Annotated in this window: 18 protein-coding genes; 13 read left to right on the forward strand and 5 right to left on the reverse strand. The window is 70.1% G+C overall.

Annotated elements, in window-relative coordinates:
* Positions 1–28: 28 nt before the first annotated feature.
* Together FB561_RS24765 and FB561_RS24770 are read right to left on the reverse strand one after the other, a co-directional pair.
* Positions 29–700: a potassium channel family protein gene (locus tag FB561_RS24765; RefSeq protein ID WP_145810754.1), complete on the reverse strand. Its 672-nt coding sequence runs from the start codon at positions 698–700 to the stop codon at positions 29–31.
* Positions 700–1362, reverse strand: a complete 663-nt coding sequence (locus FB561_RS24770) for a potassium channel family protein (RefSeq protein WP_145810756.1) — start codon at positions 1360–1362, stop codon at positions 700–702. Before FB561_RS24770 ends, FB561_RS24765 begins: the two co-directional genes overlap by 1 nt.
* Before the next feature lie 145 nt (positions 1363–1507).
* On the opposite strand from FB561_RS24770, the gene FB561_RS24775 reads away from it, so the two are divergent.
* The 8 genes from FB561_RS24775 (at position 1508) to FB561_RS24810 (ending at position 14943) form a co-directional block, all read left to right on the forward strand.
* Positions 1508–3538 carry an APC family permease gene (locus FB561_RS24775; protein ID WP_145810758.1) on the forward strand — a complete coding sequence of 677 codons (2031 nt, stop codon included), beginning with the start codon at positions 1508–1510 and terminating at the stop codon, positions 3536–3538.
* Entirely contained in the window at positions 3535–4710 is a 1176-nt protein-coding gene (locus FB561_RS24780; protein WP_145810760.1) for a class I SAM-dependent RNA methyltransferase, read from the forward strand. Before FB561_RS24775 ends, FB561_RS24780 begins: the two co-directional genes overlap by 4 nt.
* 112 nt (positions 4711–4822) lie before the next feature.
* Complete coding sequence (locus tag FB561_RS24785) at positions 4823–5260, forward strand: YybH family protein (RefSeq protein ID WP_145810762.1); 438 nt, start codon at positions 4823–4825, stop codon at positions 5258–5260.
* A gap of 130 nt (positions 5261–5390) precedes the next feature.
* Positions 5391–9557 carry a hypothetical protein gene (locus tag FB561_RS24790; protein WP_145810764.1) on the forward strand — a complete coding sequence of 1389 codons (4167 nt, stop codon included), beginning with the start codon at positions 5391–5393 and terminating at the stop codon, positions 9555–9557.
* 10 nt (positions 9558–9567) lie between these two features.
* Positions 9568–10500 carry an LLM class F420-dependent oxidoreductase gene (locus FB561_RS24795; RefSeq protein ID WP_145810765.1) on the forward strand — a complete coding sequence of 311 codons (933 nt, stop codon included), beginning with the start codon at positions 9568–9570 and terminating at the stop codon, positions 10498–10500.
* A gap of 186 nt (positions 10501–10686) precedes the next feature.
* Complete coding sequence (gene acnA / locus FB561_RS24800) at positions 10687–13461, forward strand: aconitate hydratase AcnA (RefSeq protein WP_145810767.1); 2775 nt, start codon at positions 10687–10689, stop codon at positions 13459–13461.
* A 137-nt stretch (positions 13462–13598) separates the two neighbouring features.
* Entirely contained in the window at positions 13599–14315 is a 717-nt protein-coding gene (locus FB561_RS24805) for a sulfite exporter TauE/SafE family protein (protein WP_145810768.1), read from the forward strand.
* Between the two features lie 67 nt (positions 14316–14382).
* On the forward strand, positions 14383–14943 hold the full coding sequence (locus tag FB561_RS24810) for a HEAT repeat domain-containing protein (protein WP_145810770.1): 561 nt from the start codon (positions 14383–14385) through the stop codon (positions 14941–14943).
* A 25-nt stretch (positions 14944–14968) separates the two neighbouring features.
* Here FB561_RS24810 and FB561_RS24815 read toward each other — a convergent pair whose 3' ends face one another.
* Both FB561_RS24815 and FB561_RS24820 read right to left on the reverse strand, forming a co-directional pair.
* On the reverse strand, positions 14969–15388 hold the full coding sequence (locus FB561_RS24815; RefSeq protein WP_145810772.1) for an HIT family protein: 420 nt from the start codon (positions 15386–15388) through the stop codon (positions 14969–14971).
* Complete coding sequence (locus tag FB561_RS24820) at positions 15388–17301, reverse strand: Na+/H+ antiporter (RefSeq protein ID WP_202880727.1); 1914 nt, start codon at positions 17299–17301, stop codon at positions 15388–15390. The genes FB561_RS24815 and FB561_RS24820 overlap by 1 nt, the downstream gene beginning before the upstream one ends.
* A gap of 269 nt (positions 17302–17570) precedes the next feature.
* Here FB561_RS24820 and FB561_RS24825 point away from each other — a divergent pair, with 269 nt between their 5' ends.
* Genes FB561_RS24825 through FB561_RS24845 form a run of 5 tightly spaced genes read left to right on the forward strand, consistent with a single transcriptional unit; the run spans position 17571 to position 22753 of the window.
* A complete protein-coding gene (locus FB561_RS24825) occupies positions 17571–18596 on the forward strand; it encodes a LacI family DNA-binding transcriptional regulator (protein ID WP_145810776.1) in 1026 nt (341 codons plus the stop codon).
* A gap of 14 nt (positions 18597–18610) precedes the next feature.
* Entirely contained in the window at positions 18611–19834 is a 1224-nt protein-coding gene (locus FB561_RS24830; protein WP_145810778.1) for an extracellular solute-binding protein, read from the forward strand.
* Positions 19831–20988 carry an ABC transporter ATP-binding protein gene (locus FB561_RS24835; RefSeq protein ID WP_145810780.1) on the forward strand — a complete coding sequence of 386 codons (1158 nt, stop codon included), beginning with the start codon at positions 19831–19833 and terminating at the stop codon, positions 20986–20988. The genes FB561_RS24830 and FB561_RS24835 overlap by 4 nt, the downstream gene beginning before the upstream one ends.
* Complete coding sequence (locus FB561_RS24840; RefSeq protein ID WP_145810782.1) at positions 20985–21881, forward strand: ABC transporter permease; 897 nt, start codon at positions 20985–20987, stop codon at positions 21879–21881. Before FB561_RS24835 ends, FB561_RS24840 begins: the two co-directional genes overlap by 4 nt.
* Entirely contained in the window at positions 21881–22753 is an 873-nt protein-coding gene (locus FB561_RS24845; protein WP_145810784.1) for an ABC transporter permease, read from the forward strand. Before FB561_RS24840 ends, FB561_RS24845 begins: the two co-directional genes overlap by 1 nt.
* Here the strand turns inward: FB561_RS24845 and FB561_RS24850 are convergent.
* A complete protein-coding gene (locus tag FB561_RS24850) occupies positions 22750–23244 on the reverse strand; it encodes a DUF402 domain-containing protein (protein ID WP_145810786.1) in 495 nt (164 codons plus the stop codon). The genes FB561_RS24845 and FB561_RS24850 overlap by 4 nt on opposite strands.
* Between the last annotated feature and the right edge of the window lie 51 nt (positions 23245–23295).

A 23295-nucleotide genomic window follows, 5' to 3' on the forward strand; every position in this document is an offset into this window, starting at 1 on the left:
AAGTGAGACGGTCGGCCCTCGGTCGAGCTCAGCCCTTGCGGTGGTGAGGCGAGAGCATGTCCTCGAGCTGCTCCTCGGTCTCGTCCGCCGCGACGAACAGCAGCTCGTCGTTGAGCTCGAGGGTTCCTTCCGGGTCCGGGCGCAGGACGCGGCCTTCGCGGATGATGGTGACCAGCGCGGTGTCGGTCGGCCAGTCGACGTCGCCGACCCGGCGGCCGATCATCGGCGAGTCCTCCGGCAGGGTCAGCTCGACCAGGTTCGCGTCACCCTGGCGGAAGGTGAACAGCCGGACCAGGTCGCCGACCGAGACGGCCTCCTCGACCAGTGCCGACATGATCCGCGGCGTGGACACCGAGACGTCCACACCCCAGGCCTCGTTGAACATCCACTCGTTCCGCGGGTGGTTGACCCGGGCAACGGTCCGGGGGACGCCGAACTCGGTCTTGGCCAGCAGCGAGACGACCAGGTTGACCTTGTCGTCCCCGGTACTCGCGATCGCGACCTGGCAACGCTGCAACGCGGCCTCCTCCAGCGAGGACAGCTCGCAGGCGTCGGCGAGCAGCCACTCGGCCCGCGGAACCGACTCGGCCTTGATCGCGCGCGGGTCCTTGTCGATCAGCAGGACCTCGTGGCCGTTCTCCAGCAGTTCCCCGGCGATGGACCGGCCGACGTTCCCCGCGCCGGCGATGGCGACCCGCATCACAGCTCCTCAGGCTCGGCGCCGAGCTGGGACTCGATCGCCCCGGCCTCGCGCTCCAGCATCACCACGTGCACCAGGTCACCCTCCTGGATGACGGTGTCGGACTTCGGCAGCAGACCCTCGCCGAGCCGGGTCAGGAACGCGACCCGGGCCCCGGTGGCCTTCTCGATGTCGAACGCGGCGCGACCGACCCAGCCGGAGTGCACGTGCACCTCGGCCAGCCGGACGGTGCCGGACGGATCCCGCCACTCCGGCTCCGAACCACTGGGCAGCAGCCGGCGGACCATCTGGTCGACGGTCCACTTCACCGTGCCGACGGTCGGGATGCCGAGCCGCTGGTACACCTCGGCGCGGCCCGGGTCGTAGATCCGGGCGACCACGTTCTCGACGCCGAACGTCTCCCGGGCCACCCGGGCGGCCAGGATGTTCGAGTTGTCGCCGTTGGAGACCGCGGCGAACGCCTCGGCCTGCTCGATCCCGGCCTCGATCAGGATCTCCCGGTCGAATCCCATCCCGGTGATGGTCCGGCCGGCGAAGTTCGGGCTGAGCCGGCGGAAGGAGTCCGCGGACTGGTCGATGATCGCGACCGTGTGGCCGCGTTTCTCGAGCGTTCGGGCCAGCGTCGATCCGACGCGTCCGCAGCCCATGATGACGACGTGCACTTCGTGATCACTCCTTGCCCCCGGGGCGGGGCCGCTGGTCGAATCGGCGGAGTAGACGCTACACCGGACCACAGGTCGCGTGTGGACTCACCCGCCCTGGCGGGCAAGTGCCACAGACGACCTCGCTGGCTCTAACATCACCGGTGTGACTCCCGCTCTCGGCGATATCGGCAAACGACTGCTGCTCGGCCGCAAACTGCGTAGCACCCAGCTGGGTGAGACGCTGCTGCCGAAGCGCGTCGCGCTGCCCGTGTTCGCCAGTGACGCACTGTCGTCGGTCGCGTACGCTCCGGACGAGATCTTCCTGACGCTGTCGCTGGCGGGACTCACCGCGCTCACCTTCTCCTGGAAGGTGGCGATCGTCGTCGCCCTGGTCCTGCTGGTCGTGGTCGCCTCGTACCGGCAGAACGTGCACGCGTACCCCTCCGGTGGCGGCGACTACGAGGTGGCCAACGTCAACCTCGGGCCGACCGCGGGGCTGACCGTGGCCAGCGCGCTGATGGTCGACTACGTACTCACCGTGGCCGTGTCGATCTCTTCGGCCGCCCAGTACGCCGCGTCCGCGATCCCCGCGCTGGAGGGGCACCAGGCGACCGCTGCCGTGATCGCGGTGCTGTTCCTCGCCACGATGAACCTGCGCGGTGTCCGCGAGTCCGGGACGGCGTTCGCGATCCCGACGTACGTGTTCATGGTGACGATCCTGGGGATGGCGGCCTGGGGCTTCGGGCGGCTGCTGTTCGGGAACCTGCCGATGGCCCAGACCGCGAACTTCGACATCGCCCCCGAGGACCCGTACCTGCACGGCGCCAGTGGCCTCGCGATGGCGTTCCTGGTGCTGCGGGCCTTCTCGTCCGGCTGCGCGGCGCTGACCGGGGTCGAGGCGATCAGCAACGGCGTCCCGGCGTTCAAGAAGCCGAAGAGCAAGAACGCCGCGACCACACTGCTGCTGCTCGGCTGTATCTCGATCGCGATGGTGATCAGCGTGGTCACGCTGGCCAACGTGATGAAGGTCCGGTTCGCCGAGGACCCGGCCAACCAGCTGCTCCGCGACGGTGTCCCGGTCGGCCCCGGGTACCACCAGGACCCGGTGATCGGCCAGCTGGCGAAGGGGATCTTCGACCACTTCTCGCCCGGCTTCTACCTGGTCGCCGCGGCCACCGGCGTGATCCTGGTGCTGGCCGCGAACACCGCCTTCAACGGCTTCCCGGTGCTCGGCTCGATCCTGGCCCGGGACGGGTACCTGCCGCGGCAGCTGCACACCCGGGGCGACCGGCTCGCGTTCAGCAACGGCATCATCATCCTGGCCGCGTTCGCGATCTTCCTGATCGTGGTGTTCGACGCCGAGGTGACCCGGCTGATCCAGCTGTACATCGTCGGGGTGTTCGTCTCGTTCACGATCAGCCAGATCGGCATGGTCCGGCACTGGACCCGGCTGCTGCGGACCGAGACCGACCAGGCCCGGCGGCACCAGATGGTCCGGTCCCGGGTGATCAACGCGATCGGCCTGACCATGACCGGCGTGGTGCTGGTGATCGTGCTGATCACCAAGTTCACCCACGGCGCGTACATCGCGATCATCTCGATGGCCGTTCTGTTCGTGTTGATGAAGGGCGTCAAGCGGCACTACGACGCGGTCGGCCGGCAGACCGCCGTCGAGGGCGACGAGCAGCTGATGCTGCCGTCGCGGGTGCACTCGATCGTGCTGGTGTCCAAGCTGCACAAGCCGACGCTGCGGGCGCTGGCGTTCGCGAAGGCGGCCCGGCCGTACACGCTGGAGGCCGTCACCGTCGACGTCGACCGGGACGAGTCGGAGGCGCTGCAGGCCGACTGGGAGCGGCACGAGATCCCGGTCCCGCTGAAGCGGCTGGCCTCGCCGTACCGGGAGATCACCCGGCCGATCCTGCAGTACGTCCGCGACATCCGACGGCAGTCGCCGCGGGACGTGGTGATGGTCTACATCCCCGAGTACGTGGTCGGTCACTGGTGGGAGCACATCCTGCACAACCAGAGCGCGCTGCGGCTCAAGGGGCGGCTCTTGTTCACACCTGGTGTCATGGTTACGTCCGTTCCGTACCAGCTGATCTCGTCGCAGGCGGCTGAGGAGCGGCAGGACCGGGTGGAGAGGGTCGCCGGGCAGGTACGCCGCGGCGCCCGTAAGACGTCAGGAGATCGGTGACGGAAGAACACGACGTCGGTGCGGTACTGGAGCTCGAGGTCGGGCCGGTGGCGCACGGCGGGCACTGTGTCGCGCGGTACGAGGGACAGGTCGTCTTCGTCCGGCACGCGCTGCCGGGAGAGACCGTCCGCGCCCGCGTGACGGAGCGGACCGCGAAGTACCTGCGGGCCGACGCGGTGGACGTCCTGGTGGCGTCGCCGCAACGGATCGAGCCGCCCTGCCCGTACGCCGGGCCGGGGCTGTGCGGGGGCTGCGACTTCCAGCACGCGAACATCGTCGAGCAGCGCCGGCTGAAGGCGACCGTGGTCTCGGACACGCTGCGCCGGATCGGCGGGATCGAGCGGACCGTGGTGATGGAGTCACCCGGTGACGACGGCCTCGGCTGGCGGACCCGGATGCGGTACGCCGTGGCCGACGGCAAGCCCGGCATGTACGCGCACCGCTCGCACGACCTGATCCCGATCGACCGGTGCCTGATCGCGCACCCGGACACGCCGCCCGTCCTCGGACAGCGCTGGCCGGGGACGTCGTCGGTCCAGGCGGTGGTGTCGTCGGAGGGCAAGACCGCGATCCTCACCGACGAGGACCACTCCGGCCGGGTCGTCGAGGTGGTCCGGGACCGCCGGTTCCGGGTCGAGGCGGGCGGCTTCTGGCAGGTCCACCCGGCCGCCGCGACCACCCTCGTGGACGCCGTCATGGCCGGGCTGGAACCGGCCGAGGGCGAGAACGCGCTCGACCTGTACTCCGGCGTCGGGCTGTTCGCGGCCTTCCTCGCCGAGGCGGGCTGCGCCGTGCTCGCGGTCGAGGGGGACAAGGACGCGGTCAAGAACGCCCGCCGCAACCTCCACGACCAACCTGCCGTGTCGCTCGAACAGGGCGACGTGGGGAAGGTACTGAACGTCGCCGTCGGCAAGGGGCTGGAGAAGGTGGACCTGGTCGTCCTGGACCCACCGAGGACCGGCGCCGGCAAGGATGTGGTCCGGCGGATCGCGGCACTGTCGCCCCGTCGGATCGCGTACGTCGCCTGTGATCCGGCCGCGCTGGCCCGGGACCTGAAGACGTTCGACGGGCTCGGCTACGGGATCAGCTCGCTGCGCGCGTTCGACCTGTTCGGGATGACCCATCACATCGAGTGCGTCGCCGTGCTCGAGCCCACCGACCGGAGCCGGTGAAGGTAGTTCTTCCCCGCTGACGTCACAAAACGGGGCGCAGCGGAGTCGAGTGGTGAGACCAGACTCGACGACGCCGGTGACCCCGAGTGGTCACCGCGAAGGGAAGACCGTGATGACTCAGATCGAACGGGACGAAGCCGAGCTCCGGCAGCAAATCGGCAGGATCGCCGACCGGATCCAGGCCAAGGATCTCGACGGCCTGCGGCAGCTCTACTCGGCCGACGTCGTGTCCTTCGACGTCGAGCCGCCGCTGCAACACGTCGGTGTGGAGGCCAAGCTGTCGAACTGGAAGAACGTCTTCACCTTCTTCGAGAAGGTGTCCTACGAGGTGCGTGACCTCACCCTCACCGTGGACGAGAAGGTTGCGTTCGGACACTGCTTCGGGCGGCTCAGCGGCACGCTGCAGAACGGCGCGACGACGAGCGGGATGTGGGTTCGGGCCACGTTCGGCTTCCGCAAGATCGACGGAGCGTGGTCGATCGTGCACGACCAGGCGTCGGTGCCCTTCGACGTCCGGAGCGGCCGCCGTGTGACCGACCTCGAGCCCTGACCCCAGCCGCCCGTGCCCGAGCCTCGAACCGGTGACTGGTTAGCGGTCCGGCCGCTCGGGTACGGTTCTGGCCTGGTGATGGCCGGCTGATCGGCCGTGCGACTGCCTGGACGCTGGAGACCTGCCCCTCATGCCGTTGGTGGACCTGGACGACCCGGACGAGCTGCGCGCCCGCTGGAGCGCACTCGCGGCGGTCGCCCATGCCACCGGCTTCGACCGGCGCTGGTACGCCGACGAGCAGGGTTGGTACCACCAGGACGAGACCGGTTCCGACCTGCGGATGGTCCGGCTGGACGGTGGCCGCGCGATCGTCTTCGGGTACCACACCGAGCACAGCAGGACCGCGGGCACGGACCTGGTCGCGGGCGCCCCGGACTGGATCGGCCAGCCCGAGGTCAAGCGCCGGATCGCGGCCGGCCAGCTCGGTTTCGTGTACGGCAGCTTCAACGGGACGTGGGCGCGCGCCGCGTACGAAGGCGACCCCTGGCAACCGGCCGACGACGGCTTCCACCACATCGCGACCTGGGTGACGTCCGACGAGGACGCCGCGGAGGAGCTCGCCGGCTGGGCCTCGCAGTGGGCGGGGCACCGGGGCAGCCCGGCGGACCTGGTCCCGGCGGCGACCACACTGATCCGGGCGGCCGGGTCGGACGGGCTGACGTTCGACGGGTTGCGGGACTTCTTCGAGGAACTCGGGATCGGGCCGAGGTCGCCGCTGCAGCCGGATCTGCGGGCCGGCCTGATCGCGGCCGAGCAGTTCAAGGGCGTGTCGGCGACCGAGGCGACGGCCTACGTGGACTCGCTGCCGGGTCCGACGGCGCGTGCGGCCGAGGTCGATGCCGCAGCCGAGGCGGAGGTGGAAGAGGAGGAAGAAGAGCTCTTCATCGTGCCGCCCGGGGTGAGCCCGTTCACGGGTCAGCCGATCGACGACGCCCCGTACAAGATCGAGCCGCCGTACGACGAGGGCCCGTCCGAGCCGTCGTCCCAGCCGTCCTACGGGGCGTCGTACGGGGTGGAGTCGTACGAGCCGGAGCCTGCTTCGCAGCCGGAACAGCCGCCCGCGGTGTACGGGGTCGTCAGCCGTAAACGCCGCTTCGGGCGCAAGCGCAAACGCGAGGAGGAGAACGCCTCCCTCGCCAACCTCGGCCTCACCGGCCCGGATCCCGAACCCGACCCGGAACCCGAGGGCCCGAGGTACGACCGCCCCCTGCCGTCGTCCGAACCGCCCCGCGTCGGCAGCCCTGTGGCCGAAGGGGAGGACTACTACGCGAGCCTCTTCGCGGACGGCCCGTCGGCTGCAGCATCGTCGTACACCCCGGACACGGACACCGACGAGGTCGTCTGGTCGGACGAGAACCCCTTCGTCCAGAAACCGGCCCAGCAGTGGCCGGACCAAGCCACCAGCGAGTTCAACCCGTTCGCCGACGAGACCGGAGTCCTTCCGCCGGCCGACGGCAAAGATGAAGCGCAAGCCGACGCAGCCGCCCGTCAGCAAGCTCCCGCCCCACCGCAAGCGGACGCCCCGGAGTCGTCGACGCTGGACGACACCGAAGACACCGGCGTCATCCCCCTGATCGAGGACCCACCTGCGGGCTCCGGCGTGGGGACGGAGCCGGAGTACCCCGCCGAGGCGGAGCCGCAGCCACCCAACCACGCTCCTGCGTGGGGCGAGTCGGGGGCGCAAGCATCCAGTCGGGCTGACGCTGCGGCGCAATCACCGAACCGCGCCGAGGACCAGCCGCAGTCCGATGAGCAGGCGCAGGCAAGCACCTGGGCGGAGGCGGACGCTCAGGCGTTCAGCGCGCCGTCTGCGGTCGAGCTGTCACCTGAGCAGGTCGACGCAGCGGCGCTGCCCGACCGCGCTGAGACCGAGCGGCAGGCCGAACAGCAGCGGGTCGACGAGCAGCGGCGGGCTGAGGAACAGGCGCGGGTTGCCGAGCAGCAGCGGCAGGCCTACGAGCAGCGGCGGGCTGAGGAACAGGCGCGGGCTGCCGAGGAGCAGCGGCGGGCCGACGAGCGAAGGCGAGCCGACGCGCAGCAGCATGCTGAGGAGCAGCAGCGGGTCGAGCAGCAGCAGCGGGCGGACGCGCAGTCGGCTGCCGGCGGGCGAACGGCAGACGTTCCGCGGCCGAACCGCGACTGGGTCGGTGGCGCGTGGATCAACGGTGAGTGGATCGAAGACGCCGCGGCCTACCTCGCCGCGAACCCGCACGTCGCCCCACCCCACCGCTCCGAACGCCCCGCCAGCCGGCTCCCCGACGCCGACCAGAGCTCCTTCTTCGGCGTCGACGAAGACGACCTGGACCAGCCCTTCACCCAGGCCGCACCCGAACCACCGCAGTCGGCCAACAACCAGCCCCAACAACCGCCCGCAACCCCACCAGCCGCGGAGTACGGCGACCCACGAACCGCACCAACAGAAGACACCGACGCAGACGTCGCCTGGCGAACCCCAAGTCGCGACACCGAGGACGCACACGGTGCCGAGGACGACACGGACCTGCGTGGTGCTGCGGACCTGCCTGGTGCGGGAGACCTGCGCGATACTGCGGACCTGCGTGGTGCGGGGAACCTGCGCGGTACCGGCGATGCTCGCTCTGCCGGGGATGTGCCTGGCGTCGAGGGCGGGCGCGGTGCGGAGGCTGTTGGCGGGCTCGTCGGGGAAGCCGATGCCCTTCACGACGGCGGTACGGACTTCGGGGCTGAGGCGGCGTCCGAGCGGAGCGTTGGTGATGGAGCCGACGCTGACAGCGCCTGGGACGCGGCGGCTGTAGGCGACGCCGGCGGTGCTGCGGGTCGGCCCGTGGTTGAGGGTGGTTCGGATGACGACGTGGATTGGCGTTCCACGGCGGAGGCTCAAGCTGGAGTCGAGCAGCCGGAGGTAGCCGGGGCAGGCGAGGCTGAGCAGGTTTCGGCCGCCGGGGCTGATGGCGCGCTTGCCGACGAGGCTCCTACCGCTGAAATTCCGGTCGTCACGGACGGGCCTGTCGAGACCGCGGCCGCCGCCGACGGCTCCGAAGAGGGCGCGACCCATGAGGCCGATGCGCGGGCTGATGAGGTTGTCGAGGAGGAGTACTACCCGACGTCGCGTTCACCGTTCGCGCCGGTGGGGGAGGCCGATGAGAGCCCGTTCGCTGGGCGGTTCTCGGCGGTTGAGCGGCAGCCTGAAGAGGACTTCGGTCTTGCCGGTGACGAGTTCCACGACGAGCTGATCGGGGATGCCGACTGGACGGCCGATCAGCTCGGGGACAGCTCTTGGGCGCCGCCTCGACCTGCTGAGCATGGATCTGAGGCCGCACCCGGCGCCTCGCCGCAGGCGGTCAGCGGACCCACTGACGAGGATGAGCCGGATGAGGGCGTTTGGCGTGGGTTCGGTGCGCGGGCGTCCGATGGCGCCGAGGAAGACGCTCAGCCGACCCGGGACGGCAGTCAGAGCGACGATGTTGCCGCCGCGCCGGAAGGTCCGGCGAACGGTGCTGATGCGGGTGCCGCCGACGGTGTGTTCTGGCCGGCCGGTTGGGTTGCTGGGGCTGGGGCCGTCGCGGGCGCTGAGGTCGCTGGGCTGGGCGAGGGTGAGGCTGCTGGTCAGCTGACTGCCGCTGAGACCGCGACCGAGGAGTCGGCCGACGCGGACAATCCGGCCGTTACCGCGTCCACCGACCACCACGACGCCACCTCCGAGGCGGACTCCGGCTCAGCTGAGCAGGCTGGGGCAACGGAGAGCGCTGCCGCGGAGAAGTTGGTTGCGCCAGCTCCTAGTTCGGGGATGGTGATTCCTGGGCTGGGGCTGGTCGGTGGTGACGGGCCTCGGGTCGAGGTGCCGGCGGGGTCTTTGGAGGAGGCTATGCGGTCGGAGTACGAGCGGCCCCGGCCTCGGCCGAAGGAGTCGGCGGCGTTCGCGGCGCTCCGGGAGTGGTGCCGGGCCCGGACGGCGATCGTTCCTTCGGGGTTCACGATCCAGGTGCAGGTGCTGGATCCGGCCGCGCCTTCCTACCGGTTCGACCTGGAGCCACCCCCGGTGGACGACCCGGAGTACGCCGCGTCGCGGCTGAGCGCGTTGCTCGGGGAGTTGTGGCTGACCGAGTCGCAGAGTGAGCAGGGCGGCTGGTTGTTCGCCCGGATCGACGCTGCCGGGCGGACGGTCCGGGTGGACCGGTGGTACGACCAGGTGCCGGACTGGTGGGACCACCCGTTGCCGCCGGAGTTCGACATCGAGGGGCTCGTGCGGCGGTTGTACCGACGCGGCCCGGACTGGCAACCGTCGTACCTGGAGAGGCTGTACACCACCGCGAGATAGCGTGGTCCGCATGTTGCTCCGGATCTTCACCGAACCCCAGCAGGGTGCCTCCTACGACGACCTCCTGACCGTGGCCCGCAAGACCGAGGACTGCGGCTTCGACGCGTTCTTCCGGTCCGACCACTACCTCGTGATGGGCGAGGAGGACGGTCTGCCCGGACCGACCGACTCGTGGATCACGCTGGCCGGACTCGCCCGCGAGACCCAGCGGATCCGGCTCGGCACACTGGTCAGCTCGGCCACGTTCCGTACCCCGGGCGTGCTCGCGATCTCGGTCGCGCAGGTGGACCAGATGAGCGGCGGCCGCGTCGAGCTCGGACTCGGGGCCGGCTGGTTCAAGGCCGAGCACGAGGCGTACGGGATCGAGTTCCCGGACACGGTCGGCCGGTTCGACGTGTTGACCGAGCAGCTCGAGCTGATCACCGGGCTGTGGGACACGCCGGTGGGGGAGAAGTACAACTTCGACGGCAAGCACTACCAGCTGACCGACTCGCCCGCGTTGCCGAAGCCGGTGCAGCAGCCGCATCCGCCGATCATCATCGGCGGTGCCGGCAAGAAGCGGACGCCCGCCCTCGCGGCGAAGTACGCGGCCGAGTTCAACGCGGGCTTCAAGCCGGTCGACGAGACCAAGGTGCTGTACGACCGGGTCCGCGCGGCGTGTGAGGCCGAGGGCCGGGACGCGAGCACGCTGAAGCTGTCGGCGGCTCATCGCGTGGTCGTCGGCAAGGACGACGCCGAGGTCAAGCGGCGCGCCGACGCGGTCGGCTGGAGCCTGGAGGAGCTGGCGGAGCACGGCGTCGGCGGGACGCCGGACCAGGTGGTCGACCAGCTCGGCCGGTTCGCCGAGATCGGCACCGAGCACTACTACGTGCAGATCATGGACCTGGCCGACCTGGACCACCTCGACCTGATCGCGTCCGAGGTCCTGCCGCAGGTCTCCTGAGCCGGACCTTGCCGTCGACCGCCTCGAGCAGTCCGAGTCGGTTGACGGCAAGGTGACTCGATGTCGTGTATCTTGATGTCGAGAGATCCTGCGGCGCCGAGGTTAGGGGAACCTGACCTGCCGGCCGCGCCGGTGACTCGGCAGGATGGGATCTTGGTGGATCGGACCGGATAGAGGAGCAGGTTGATGGCCAGCGTCGACAGCTTCGGTGCCAAGGGGGCACTCGAGGTCAACGGACAGTCGTACGAGATCTTCAGGTTGGCGGGCGTCGAGGGCGCCGACACGCTGCCCTACTCGCTCAAGGTGCTGCTGGAGAACCTGCTGCGCACCGAGGACGGTGCGAACATCACCGCCGAGCACATCCGCAAGCTCGGAGGCTGGGACCCGGCGGCCGCGCCGGAGACCGAGATCCAGTTCACCCCGGCCCGGGTGATCATGCAGGACTTCACCGGCGTGCCGTGTGTCGTCGACCTGGCCACCATGCGCGAGGCCGTCGCCGAGCTCGGTGGCGACCCGACCAGGATCAACCCGCTGGCGCCGGCCGAGCTGGTGATCGACCACTCCGTCATCATCGATGTCTTCGGCCGCCAGGACGCCTTCGAGCGCAACGTCGAGCTGGAGTACGAGCGCAACCGCGAGCGGTACCAGTTCCTGCGCTGGGGCCAGACCGCGTTCGACGAGTTCAAGGTCGTCCCGCCGGGCACCGGCATCGTGCACCAGGTGAACATCGAGCACCTGGCCCGGACCGTGATGGTCCGCAACGGCCAGGCGTACCCGGACACCTGCGTCGGCACCGACTCGCACACCACGATGGTGAACGGCCTCGGCGTGCTCGGCTGGGGCGTCGGCGGTATCGAGGCGGAGGCGGCCATGCTCGGCCAGCCGGTGTCGATGCTGATCCCGAAGGTCGTCGGCTTCAAGCTGACCGGTGCCGTCCCGGCCGGCGCGACCGCGACCGACGTGGTGCTGACGATCACCCAGATGCTGCGCGCGCACGGCGTGGTCGGCAAGTTCGTCGAGTTCTACGGCGACGGCGTGGCCGCGGTCCCGCTGGCGAACCGCGCCACCATCGGCAACATGAGCCCCGAGTTCGGCTCGACCTGCGCGATCTTCCCGATCGACGACGTCACCCTGGACTACCTGCGGCTGACCGGCCGCAAGGACGACGACGTCGCCCTGGTCGAGGCGTACGCCAAGGAACAGGGCCTCTGGCACAACCCGGACGTCGAGCCGCGGTTCTCGGAGTACCTCGAGCTGGACCTGTCCACCGTGGTCCCGTCGATCGCCGGCCCGAAGCGGCCGCAGGACCGGATCGAACTGAGCGGAGCCAAGGAGGCGTTCCGCGGCGCGCTCACCGACTACGCGACCGAGGAGCTGGAGGTCGACCCGTCGGAGACCGGCAGCTTCCCGGCCAGCGACGCGCCGAACGGCCACGGCAACGTGGACGACGCGCCGCACGTCCCGCACGGTAGTTCGGGCCGGCCGTCGAAGAAGACCAAGATCACCCTGGACGGTGCCGAGACCGAGCTCGACCACGGCCACGTCGTGATCGCCTCGATCACGTCCTGCACCAACACCTCGAACCCGTCGGTCATGCTGGCCGCCGCGCTGCTGGCCAAGAACGCGGTCGACAAGGGCCTGGCGAGCAAGCCGTGGGTGAAGACCTCGCTCGCGCCCGGCTCGAAGGTCGTCACCGACTACTACGAGAAGGCCGGCGTCACGCCGTACCTGGAGAAGCTCGGCTTCCACCTGGTCGGCTACGGCTGCACCACCTGCATCGGCAACTCGGGCCCGCTGCCCGAGGCGGTCTCGGCCGGTGTCCAGGAGTCCGACCTGGCGGTCGTGTCGGTGCTGTCCGGCAACCGCAACTTCGAGGGCCGGATCAACCCGGACGTGAAGATGAACTACCTCGCCTCGCCGCCGCTGGTGATCGCCTACGCGCTGGCCGGCACGATGGACTTCGACTTCGAGACCGATGCCCTGGGCAAGGACACCGCCGGCAACGACGTGTTCCTGCGCGACATCTGGCCGAGCGCCGAGGAGGTCGAGGCGACGATCGCGACCTCGATCAACAAGGAGATGTTCGCCAAGGACTACGCCGACGTCTTCGCCGGCGACGAGCGCTGGCAGTCGCTGCCGACGCCGGAGGGCAAGACCTTCGACTGGGACGCCGACTCGACCTACGTGCGCAAGCCTCCGTACTTCGAGGGGATGGCGAACGAGCCGTCGCCGGTCACCGACATCGCCGGCGCCAAGGTGCTCGCGAAGCTGGGCGACTCGGTCACCACCGACCACATCTCCCCGGCCGGTTCGATCAAGGCCGACAGCCCGGCCGGCAAGTACCTGGCCGAGCACGGCGTGGACCGCAAGGACTTCAACTCCTACGGTTCCCGCCGGGGCAACCACGAGGTGATGATCCGCGGCACGTTCGCGAACATCCGGCTGCGGAACCAGATCGCCCCCGGGACCGAGGGCGGCTTCACCCGCGACTTCACCCAGGCCGACGCGCCCGTCACCACGATCTACGACGCGGCCCAGGCGTACGCCGAGGCCGGGACGCCGCTGGTGATCCTGGCCGGCAAGGAGTACGGCTCGGGTTCGTCGCGGGACTGGGCCGCGAAGGGCACGGCGCTGCTCGGCGCGAAGGCCGTCATCACCGAGTCGTTCGAGCGGATCCACCGGTCCAACCTGATCGGCATGGGCGTCCTGCCGCTGCAGTTCCCGGAGGGCGAGAACGCGGAGTCCCTCGGCCTGACCGGCGAGGAGACGTTCGACATCGCGGGCGTCACCGCGCTCAACGACGGCGAGATCCCGCGCACGGTGCACGTCACGGCGACCGCGCCGGACGGCTCGGCGAAGGAGTTCGACGCGGTGGTCCGCATCGACACCCCCGGCGAGGCGGACTACTACCGCAACGGCGGCATCCTGCAGTACGTCCTCCGCTCGCTGATCGCGAACTGAGGACAGCGCCCGCACGCGGACCGAGGCGGAGACCGGCTCGGTCCGCGAGTGGCACGTCGAGGACGGCTGGGGCGTTGTCGACTGCCCAGGACATCCGCCCACGTCCGAACTGAGCTGACAGGAGGCCGGCCGGCCGCATGGAGTTGCACATCCTGCTGCCGGCCGCTCTCGCGGTCCTGGTCGCGGCCTGCGTCCAGGGCACCATCGGGCTCGGCTTGTCGCTGGTCGCGGCACCCGTCGTGGCGTTGCTGGACCCGTCGTTGATGCCCGGCGCGATGCTCATCCTCGGCATGGTGATGCCCGCGCTCACACTCGCCCACGAATGGCGCCACGTCCACTGGCCACAAGCCGGGTGGCTCACGGTCGCCCGGGTCACGACGACGCCGTTGGGCGTACTGATCCTCGCGTACCTGCCGGAGCGGCTGATCGGCGCCGTGGTCGGGCTCATCGTCCTGATCGCGGTCGTCCTCACCGCCTGGCGCTTCGAGGTCCGCGCGAACCGGCGCAACCTGGTCATCGCGGGCGCCGTCGCCGGGGTGTCCGCGACCGCGGCGTCGATCGGCGGACCACCGGCCGCCGTGGTCCTCCAGCACGAGCAGGGTCCGCGCCTCCGCGCGACCCTGGCCGCGTTCTTCCTGATCGGGTCGATCGTGTCGCTGGTCGCGCTCGAGATCGGCGGCCGGCTGACCCATCACCAACTCGCGTACGGCGCGTCGTGGATTCCCGCGTTGGCGATCGGCTTCGGGCTCGCCGTCCCGCTGCAACGGCGGATCCACGGTCCCCGGCTCCGGCAGGCCGTCCTGGTGTTGTCGGCGATCTCGTCGGTCGTCGTCATCGCCCGCTCGCTGCTCTGACCGCTCGCTGCCCCGACCGGAAGCTGCGCTGGCCGGAAACTGTCCGCCCGGCGCGCTTTACTGAACCATGGTTGCCGACAAGCGGGAAACTCCGCGCGAGCTGATCCGGGCGGCCTGCGCCGAGCACGGGGACGACGCGGTGATCGACTGGAGCGTCGACCTGCTCACCGGCGTGGTCGCGCCCGAGGACGCCTTCGTCCCGCCGTTGCTGGAGAAGCTGAAATGGCTGGCCGGCCCGTCGGTCGGTGGCTGGGCCGAGCTGGATCCGGTGAACTTCTACTGGGTCCGGGTCTGGGCGGCCCGGGCGTTCCTGTACGTCTGGCGCGACGACGTGGTCGACGCGCTGCTGATCGCGGCCGACGACCCGGCCTGGCGGGTCCGCGAACACGTCGCCCGCATCACCGCCCACCGCGAGCTCGGCCAGTTGGTCGACGCGCTGCTCCCGATGCTCGACCACGAACTGCCTCGGGTCCGCGCCGCCGCGGTCCGGGCCGTCGGCGCGGCGGGGGAGTACGAGCACGTCGAGGCGATCGAGGCCCACCGCGACGATCCCGACCAGGCGGTCCGCGCCGCGGTAGAACGAGCCCTCGATCAACTCGCCACCCGCCTCGACCGCGACCTGCACTGACGCGGACCGGCGGCCGGGCCGGCGGTCAGCCTTCGGCGAGGGCGCCGCGGAGCTTGTCGGCGTACTCGGCCGCCTCGGTGTCGTCGGCGTACTTGGTGCGGGGCCAGAAGAAGCCGCGCAGGCCGTCACCCTTCGTCCTCGGGACCACGTGGACGTGCAGGTGCGGCACGGACTGGGAGACGACGTTGTTGACGGCAACGAACGAGCCCTGGGCGCCGAACGCGTTCCGGACCGCGGCGGCGACCGACCGGGCGGTCCCGAACAGCGGCACCGTGAGCTCGTCGGGCAGCTCGACCATGGTCGCGATGTGCTCGCGCGGCACGATCAGCGTGTGGCCCTTGAACACCGGCCGGATGTCCAGGAAGCCGACCACCTCGGGTGTCTCCAGCACGAGGTGGGCCGGCGTGGTCCCCGCGATGATCTTGCAGAACAGGCAGTCCGTCATCAGCCGAGTTTCTCGTCCACGAAGCACCAGCGCCAATTCTCGCCCTGCTCGAAGCTGCGCATCACCGGGTGCTGAGTGGACGCGAAGTGTTTGCTGGCATGCCGTTGCGGGGACGAGTCGCAGCAGCCGACATGGCCGCAGTCCAGGCACAGCCGCAGGTGCACCCAGGTACTGCCGTCGGCCAGACACTCCTCGCAGCCCTCGGGCGTGTTGGGTGTCACCACGATCGGCGCGTCGGCCAGGTGCTCGCACTCACCACCCGGCCGGAGCGGCAGCCGCAGGTCCTCGGAGCGGCCGCCGACGTCGTCCGCCTCGGCCCGGTCGAGGATGGACTCCTCGATGTCGAGCGACACCTGGACCCGCTGCAGTACCTCGTCCGGCACCAGACCCTTGTCGCGGACCTTGATGACGTACTCGCGTTCCTTCTGCAGCATCGCCATCCGCAGCCGCCGGTACGACTCACTCGGCGTCTCGTACTCGGTCTCCGGCCGGCCGAGCCGCTCCCAGGCGGCGAGGGCGCGCGCCTCACCGCGTTGGCGGAGAAGATTCACCACGTCCTCGGGGGTGTCCGGCGTGATCAGCCGGTCCAGCTCCTCCTCGCCGGCCCGGTGCGCGGCCTGGAGTACGCCCGCCTCCTGCAGCGCGTCCTCGGCCGGGTCGGGCGCGGGCAGCCGCATCTTGCGGACCAGCCACGGCAGGGTGGAGCCCTGCAGGAGCAGGGTGCCGGCGGTGACGGCGAGGGCGATGAACACCAGCAACTCGCGGTGCGGCGTGGACTCCGGCAGCACGAACACCGCCGCCAGCGTGACCACGCCGCGCATCCCGGCCCAGGACACCACCGCGAGGGCCTGCCAGGAGATCGGGCCCGGCCGCGAGCGACCGAGGATCCGGCGGGACAGGACGGTGGTCGGGAAGACCCACAGCGGCCTGAGCAGGACGACGGCGAGGAAGACGCCGATCGTGGTGAGCGCGATCGTCGTCGCCGACAGCGGGCTCCGGGACAGGTCGTCGAGGATCCACCGGGTCTGCAGCCCGATCAGCAGGAAGACGGTGTTCTCCAGCAGGAACTGGATCGTCCGCCAGTTCGTGCGCTCCGAGATCCGGGACGCGGCCGACTGGATGATCGGCGACTTGTGACCGAGGACGAGGCCGGTGACGACAACCGCCAGGACACCGGACGCGTGGACGTAGTGGTTCTCGGCGGCGACGTAGGCGATGAACGGCGCGGTCAGGCTGAGCGTGGTGTCGAGGACCGGGTCGGTGAGGCGGCGGCGTACCTTCGACAGCACGAGCGCGACCACAAGACCCGCCAGCACACCGCCGCCGGCCGCGCGGAGGAAGTCCAGGCCGACCTCGAGCACGGTCGGGGTGACCAGGGCGGCCGCGATCGCGGTCCGCAGACAGACCAGCGCGGTGGCGTCGTTGACCAGGCTCTCGCCCTCGAGGATCGTGACGACCCGGCGCGGCAGCCCGACCCGTTTCGCGATCGCCGTCGCGGCGACCGCGTCGGGCGGGGCCACGACAGCGCCGATCGCGAAGGCGGCCCACAACGGCAGCGGCTCCTGGCCGTCCCGCTCGGCGAGCCAGCCGAGCAGCAAGTACGCGACCAGTCCGACGCCGACGGTGGTGAAGGCCACCAGCCCGACCGACAGGGTGCCGATCGACCGGCGGTGCTGGGAGAAGTCGACCAGGCTGGTCCGGATCGCCGCCGAGTACAGCAGCGGCGGCAGGAAGGCGACCAGGACGACCTCGTGGGACAACTCGACCCGGGGGACGAACGGCAGGTAGGACGCGGCCACGCCGACGACCACCAGCAACAGCGGCGCCGAGACGCCGATCCTGCGGGCCAACGCGGCACCGGCCGCGACCACGGCGACCAGGGCGACGATCTCGATCGCGATATCCACCGCCATAGTGTCGCAGGCGGCCCGCGCGCCGTCGCGACCGTACGCCGTCCCACCGGCCGACCTCGGCGGCCGCTGCAAACCATTTCATGAATCACTGAACCAGGGCAAGATCGCAGGGCGAGTCAGAATTCCCTTGTTTTATTGGGTTGGGCGCACCTCTATAACCGTTCGGCGTTTTCCGCGGAAAGTCGGCCGTCGAACCATTGACATCGTTTGCAATCGGTTTCAGACTTCCCGGCAATCCGAACACCGTGACCCTGGAGAGGAGAGCCCGCATGGCGGTGACCATTCGCGACGTGGCCAAGGCCGCCGGCGTCTCCCCGTCCACGGTGTCGCGGGCCCTCTCGCTGCCGGACATGGTCGATCCGGCGACGCGGGAGCGGGTGCTGCGGGTCGCCGACCACCTCGGGTACCGGCCCAACCGGGCCGCCCGGGGACTGATCACCGGACGGACCGGCAACCTCGGCCTGATCCTGCCCGACCTGGCGAACCCGTTCTTCCCGTCGGTGGTGAAGGGCATCCAGCACCAGGCGCACCAGGCCGACTACCAGGTGTTCGTGGCCGACAGCGACGAGGATCCGGGCGCCGAGCTCGGCCTGGTCCGGTCCCTGGCCAAGCAGGTCGACGGCCTGATCCTCTGCTCGCCCCGGATGCGGCCGGCCGAACTGCGGGAGGCGGCGACGTTCGCGGCCCCCGTGGTCCTGGTGAACCGCAAGGAGGGCTCGATCCCGGCCATCGCGATCGCGAACGCGGCCGGGATGCGGCTGATCGTCGACCACCTCGCCGGGCTCGGGCATCACCGGATCGGCTTCGTCGCCGGCCCGCGGTCCAGCTGGTCCGGGCGGGAACGGCTGCGCGGACTCCGCGTCGCCGCCACCGCCACCGGGACCGAGTTGGTCGAGCTCGGGCACTTCCCGCCCACGTTCGAGGGCGGGGTGGACGCGGCCGAGGGCGCGCTGATCTCCGGCGTCACGGCGGTCGTGGCCTACAACGACCTGACCGCGTTCGGGCTGCTCAGCGCGTTGCGGGCCCGGGGCGTCGACGTCCCGGGGCAGCTGAGCGTGGTGGGCATCGACGACATCCAGATGGCCACCATGGTGCACCCGCCGCTGACCACGCTGAACATCCCGAAGGAACGCACCGGCCGCGCCTCGGTCGACCTGCTCCTGCACCTGCTCGGCGAGCGCGCCGACATCCCGGACCGGGTGCGGGAGATGCCCACCGAACTCGTCGTCCGGGAAACCACCGGCCCCATCAACTCCACGTCGCAGCAATCCGCCCGCCGTACTCCGCGGCGCTGACGAAGGGAACACCCATGCGCACCAGTCTGCGCAGCACCATCCTCGCCACGAGCGCTCTGCTGGTCGGCCTGGTCGCCGCCTGTGGCGCGCCCACCGCCCCGGGCGCGGAATCGAGCGGCGCCGACCCCGGCCAGGTCCCGGACAAGCCGGCCAAGCCGGTCACGCTGAACATCCTCGATGTCGCGGGCAACCTGCAGCTGACCCAGGGCATGATCGACGACTTCGTGAAGCAGCACCCGGACGTCATCTCGAAGGTGACGTACTCGAAGGCGCCGGCGCCCGACCTGGTCGGCAAGCTGAAGGCGCAGCAGTCGGCCGGCCGGCTCGACATCGGCCTGGTGCTGACCGGGACCGACGGGCTGTCGGCCGGTGCCGAGCAGGGGCTGTGGCAGGACGTCCTGCCGACGTTCAAGGACCGGCTCAGCAACATGGACACGTACCAGGAGCCGGCCGCGAAGATGCAGGAGCTCGGCGGCAAGGCCGGCGTCGTGGTCACGTACTACCCGTCCGGCCCGCTGTTCGAGTACCTGCCCGAGAAGGTGGCGAACCCGCCCAAGACGGCCGAGGAGCTGCTCGCCTACGCCAAGGCGAACCCGGGCAAGGTCGCGTACGCGCGGCCCGCGAACTCCGGTCCCGGCCGGACGTTCCTGATGGGGCTGCCGTACATCCTCGGTGACAAGGACCCGATGGACCCGGTGAACGGCTGGGCGAAGACCTGGGCGTACCTGGCCGAACTCGGCAAGTACGTGAACACCTACCCCAGCGGCACCACCCAGACGATGAAGGACCTGGCCAACGGCACCGTGAACATCGTCGCCTCGACCACCGGCTGGGACATCAACCCGCGCGTTCTCGGCACCGTGCCGGAGTCGGCGAAGATCACCACCCTGAACGGCTTCCACTTCGTCACCGACGCGCACTACGCGGTGATCCCGAAGGGCGCCTCCGGTGATCAGCAGGCCGCCGTGCTGCAGCTGATCCAGTTCATGCTCACCAAGGAGCAGCAGGCCAAGGCGTACGACGACGGCTACTTCTACCCGGGTCCCGCGGTCGAGGGCGTCGACATCTCGATGGCGCCGCAGAAGAGCCAGGACGCGATCGCCAAGTTCGGCCGGCCGGAGTACGAGGAGCTGATCGCGAAGACGCCGAAGGAGGTTCCGCTGGACAACAAGGCGATGGTCGCCGCGTTCGACAAGTGGGACCGCGAGATCGGCGGCTCGAAGGTGAAGCAGCAGTGACCGGCACCGCGACCTTCGACCAGCTCCGGCTGGACGGTGTCGGCCGCAGCTTCGGCGGGCACGACGCCCTCCGCGACCTCGACCTGTCGGTCCGGGCCGGTGAGTTCATCGCCCTGCTCGGGCCGTCCGGGTGCGGCAAGTCGACCGCGCTGAACTGCCTGGCCGGGCTGCTCCCGCTCACCGCGGGCAGCATCTGGCAGGACGACCGGCGGATCGACACGCTGCCGCCGGAACGCCGCGGCTTCGGCATGGTGTTCCAGAACTACGCGCTCTTCCCGCACCTGACCGTGCGCGGCAACATCGCGTTCGGCCTGCAGATGCGCCGGCTCCCGAAGGCGGAGATCGCCCAGCGGACCGCGGACGCGATCAAGCTGGTCCAGCTGGAGGAGCACGCCGGCAAGCTGCCCGGCCAGCTCTCCGGTGGCCAGCAGCAGCGGGTCGCGATCGCCCGCGCGGTCGTGCTGGAGCCGTCGCTGGTGCTGATGGACGAGCCGCTGAGCAACCTGGACGCCAAGCTCCGGCTGGAGATGCGGACCGAGATCCGCCGGCTGCACCAGAGCCTCGGCCTGACCACGGTCTACGTCACGCACGACCAGGAGGAGGCGCTATCGATGGCCGACCGCCTCGTCGTGCTGCGCAAGGGTCAGGTCCAGCAGATCGGTACGCCGGAGGAACTGCACACCCGGCCGGCGAACTGGCACGTCGCCGACTTCATGGGCTTCCGCAACCTGCTCCAGCTCACCGTGGCCGAGGAGGGCCGCCAGGTCGTTGTCGAAGGCAACGGGGTACGGCTGGCCGCGACCGCGATGACGCCGGTCCGGCAGGGCGACCAGGTGGTCGCCGCGGTCCGGCCGGAGGACCTGGTGATCGCGGGGCCGGCGCAGGACGGCAACGTCCTGCGGGCCGAGGTCGAGGTGGTCGAGTACCAGGGCCGCGAGCTCGCGGTCGAGGCGATCACCGAGCACGGTCTGCGGCTGCACATCCGGACGCCGGACCGGGTGGCCGCCGGCGACGCGGTGTCGGTCTCGGTCGCGCCGGACCGGCTGCTCGTGTTCGACCGTGGCGACGAGGCCCTGCCGGCTTCCACGCCGGCGCTCGGCGACCCGGGTGCGCCGGAGAAGGTGCTGTCGGCAACTGGTGGTGACGGTTCATGAGTTCGCCGGCCACCACGGGCCTGAGTCTGCGGCACCGGCTGGCCGAGCGGGGGATCGACAGCACCCTGTTGTTGCTGGTCCCCGCGCTCGTGTTCGTGATCGGGCTGTTCATCTACCCGTTCCTGTACGGGCTGGGGCTGTCGTTCCAGCCCACCAAGGGCGGCGGCGCGTTCGGCGACTACCAGCGGTTCTTCTCCGACGCGTTCCAGCGGGACACGATCTGGAAGACGTTGCGGCTGGCCGTCCCCGCGGCGCTGTTCAACGTGCTCGCCTCGGTCCCGATCGCGTACCGGATGCGCGGCCGGTTCCGCGGCAAGCGGCTGATCACCACGCTGCTGGTCATCCCGATCACGCTCGGCACCGTGCTCACCGCCGAGGGCCTGCTGAACTTCCTCGGCCCGGCCGGCTGGCTCAACCGGGCGCTGCAGGGCGCGGGGATCGTCGACGAGCCGCTCGGGCTGATCAACAACTACTGGGGCGTGTTCTTCTCCCTGGTGATCACCGGGTTCCCGTTCGCGTTCCTGCTGATCCTGTCCTACCTGTCCGGGATCGACCCGAGTCTGGAACGCGCGGCCGCGACGCTCGGCGCGGACTGGCGGGCGCGGTTCCGGCGGATCACGCTGCCGCTGCTGGCCCCCGGTCTGGCGACGACGTTCTGCCTGACCTTCGTGCTGGCGTTCAGCGTGTTCCCGTCCGCGATCCTGGTCGGCGACCCGACCGGCTCGACCCGGGTGATCTCGATCGCCGCGTACCAGGCGGCGTACGAGCAGTACGACTATCCGTTCGCGTCCGCGATCGCGGTGATCATGGGCGTGGTCGAGCTGCTCGTGATCGGCCTGGTGCTGCTGTGGCGGAGCAGGTTCTACGTCGGTTCGACCGGAGGTAAAGGCTGATGGCGACGCTCGATCCCACCGCCGGCGCGGCCCCGGCCCGTCGCCGGATCGTCGCCAGCCCGGCCGGCTGGCTGGTCTGGGGCGCGGTCGCGCTGTTCCTGGTGTTCCTGGTCGGCATCGTCGGCTCGGTACTGGTGAACTCGTTCGGGACCCGCTGGTTCGGGACCTGGCTGCCGCAGGGGTACACGGCCCAGTGGTACAGCCAGGCCTGGACCGACTTCGGGTTGTTCCAGGTCATCGTGGTCACCCTCGAGGTGGCCGCGGCCGTCGTGCTGCTGTCGGTCCTGGTCGGCGTCCCGGCGTCGTACGTGCTGGCCCGCAAGACGTTTCCGGGCAAGCGCGTCGTGTACCTCGCGTTCCTGCTGCCGATCATGATGCCGCCGATCACGTACGGCATCCCGCTGGCCACCGTGCTCTACAAGTTCGGGCTGGCCGGGCACCTGTCCGGGGTGATCCTGGCGAACCTGGTGCCGTGCGTGCCGTTCGTCATCCTCACCATGACGCCGTTCATCGAGCAGATCGACCCCGCGATCGAACGGGCCGCCCGGATGTCCGGCGCCCGCACGCTCGCGATCTTCACCCGGATCCTGGCCCCGCTGCTGGTGCCCGGCATCCTGGCGTCGTCGATCCTGGTGCTGGTCCGGACCGTCGGGATGTTCGAGCTGACCTTCCTGACCGCGGGACCGGACTCGAACACGCTGGTGGTCGCGCTGTTCAACTCGATGAACGCGGCCGGCATCCGGGCCCAGCAGTCCGTCGACGCGATGGCGGTCATCTACATGCTGGTGATGATGGTGCTGCTGGTGGTCGCGCTGCGCTTCGTCAACCCGACCCAGCTGGTCGCCCAGGTGAAGGAGGACCCGGATCCCTAACGGACCTGGTCCAGATACTTCTTGTACGTCGTGAGGAACGGCTCCTCGGTCATCACCGCGGCCACCAGCCAGTCGCAGGACGCCTGCGCGGCCCGGACCACGTCGGCCGGGTAGCCGTACTTCACCTGGTGCTCGGCGAACTCGTCCTCGTCGTCCACGTAGAACGTGCCGTCGCGGCGTTTCACCACGTCCAGGTCGAGGTCGACCATGGTGAACTCCTCGTCGCCGAAGGTCACCGGCGTGGTGACGTCGCAGTAGATCAGCGTCTTCTGCGGCACGTCGTTGAAGCTCGCGGTGAACCACTTGTCCCGTGGGAACAGCTGCACGCAGGCTGCCGGCATCGTGATCTCCGGCTCGTCGCCGCGCTGCGCGATCGCGCCCGCCGGCGCACCCAACCAGACGCCGTACTGGTCTTCTCCCAGGTACCGCATCCACTGGTGCCAGTGCAGCTTGCCGTCGTACTTGCGGTAGACCACGCGGACGTTGCGCATGGCGTCACCGTACCGGCGCGGCCGGTCACCTCGAACGCCGCTATCCTGTGC

It is taken from the genome of Kribbella amoyensis, assembly GCF_007828865.1.
Taxonomy (GTDB): domain Bacteria; phylum Actinomycetota; class Actinomycetes; order Propionibacteriales; family Kribbellaceae; genus Kribbella; species Kribbella amoyensis.

Bases quoted from the DNA above. Each gene is read 5' to 3' on its own strand.
- FB561_RS24830 (WP_145810778.1), top strand. From the start codon at position 18,611: ATGCGCACCAGTCTGCGCAGCACCATCCTCGCCACGAGCGCTCTGCTG.
- FB561_RS24820 (WP_202880727.1), bottom strand. From the start codon at position 17,301: ATGGCGGTGGATATCGCGATCGAGATCGTCGCCCTGGTCGCCGTGGTC.
- FB561_RS24825 (WP_145810776.1), top strand. From the start codon at position 17,571: ATGGCGGTGACCATTCGCGACGTGGCCAAGGCCGCCGGCGTCTCCCCG.
- FB561_RS24805 (WP_145810768.1), top strand. From the start codon at position 13,599: ATGGAGTTGCACATCCTGCTGCCGGCCGCTCTCGCGGTCCTGGTCGCG.
- FB561_RS24845 (WP_145810784.1), top strand. From the start codon at position 21,881: ATGGCGACGCTCGATCCCACCGCCGGCGCGGCCCCGGCCCGTCGCCGG.
- FB561_RS24785 (WP_145810762.1), top strand. From the start codon at position 4,823: ATGACTCAGATCGAACGGGACGAAGCCGAGCTCCGGCAGCAAATCGGC.
- FB561_RS24765 (WP_145810754.1), bottom strand. From the start codon at position 700: ATGCGGGTCGCCATCGCCGGCGCGGGGAACGTCGGCCGGTCCATCGCC.
- FB561_RS24790 (WP_145810764.1), top strand. From the start codon at position 5,391: ATGCCGTTGGTGGACCTGGACGACCCGGACGAGCTGCGCGCCCGCTGG.
- FB561_RS24810 (WP_145810770.1), top strand. From the start codon at position 14,383: ATGGTTGCCGACAAGCGGGAAACTCCGCGCGAGCTGATCCGGGCGGCC.
- FB561_RS24815 (WP_145810772.1), bottom strand. From the start codon at position 15,388: ATGACGGACTGCCTGTTCTGCAAGATCATCGCGGGGACCACGCCGGCC.
- acnA (WP_145810767.1), top strand. From the start codon at position 10,687: ATGGCCAGCGTCGACAGCTTCGGTGCCAAGGGGGCACTCGAGGTCAAC.
- FB561_RS24840 (WP_145810782.1), top strand. From the start codon at position 20,985: ATGAGTTCGCCGGCCACCACGGGCCTGAGTCTGCGGCACCGGCTGGCC.
- FB561_RS24850 (WP_145810786.1), bottom strand. From the start codon at position 23,244: ATGCGCAACGTCCGCGTGGTCTACCGCAAGTACGACGGCAAGCTGCAC.
- FB561_RS24795 (WP_145810765.1), top strand. From the start codon at position 9,568: ATGTTGCTCCGGATCTTCACCGAACCCCAGCAGGGTGCCTCCTACGAC.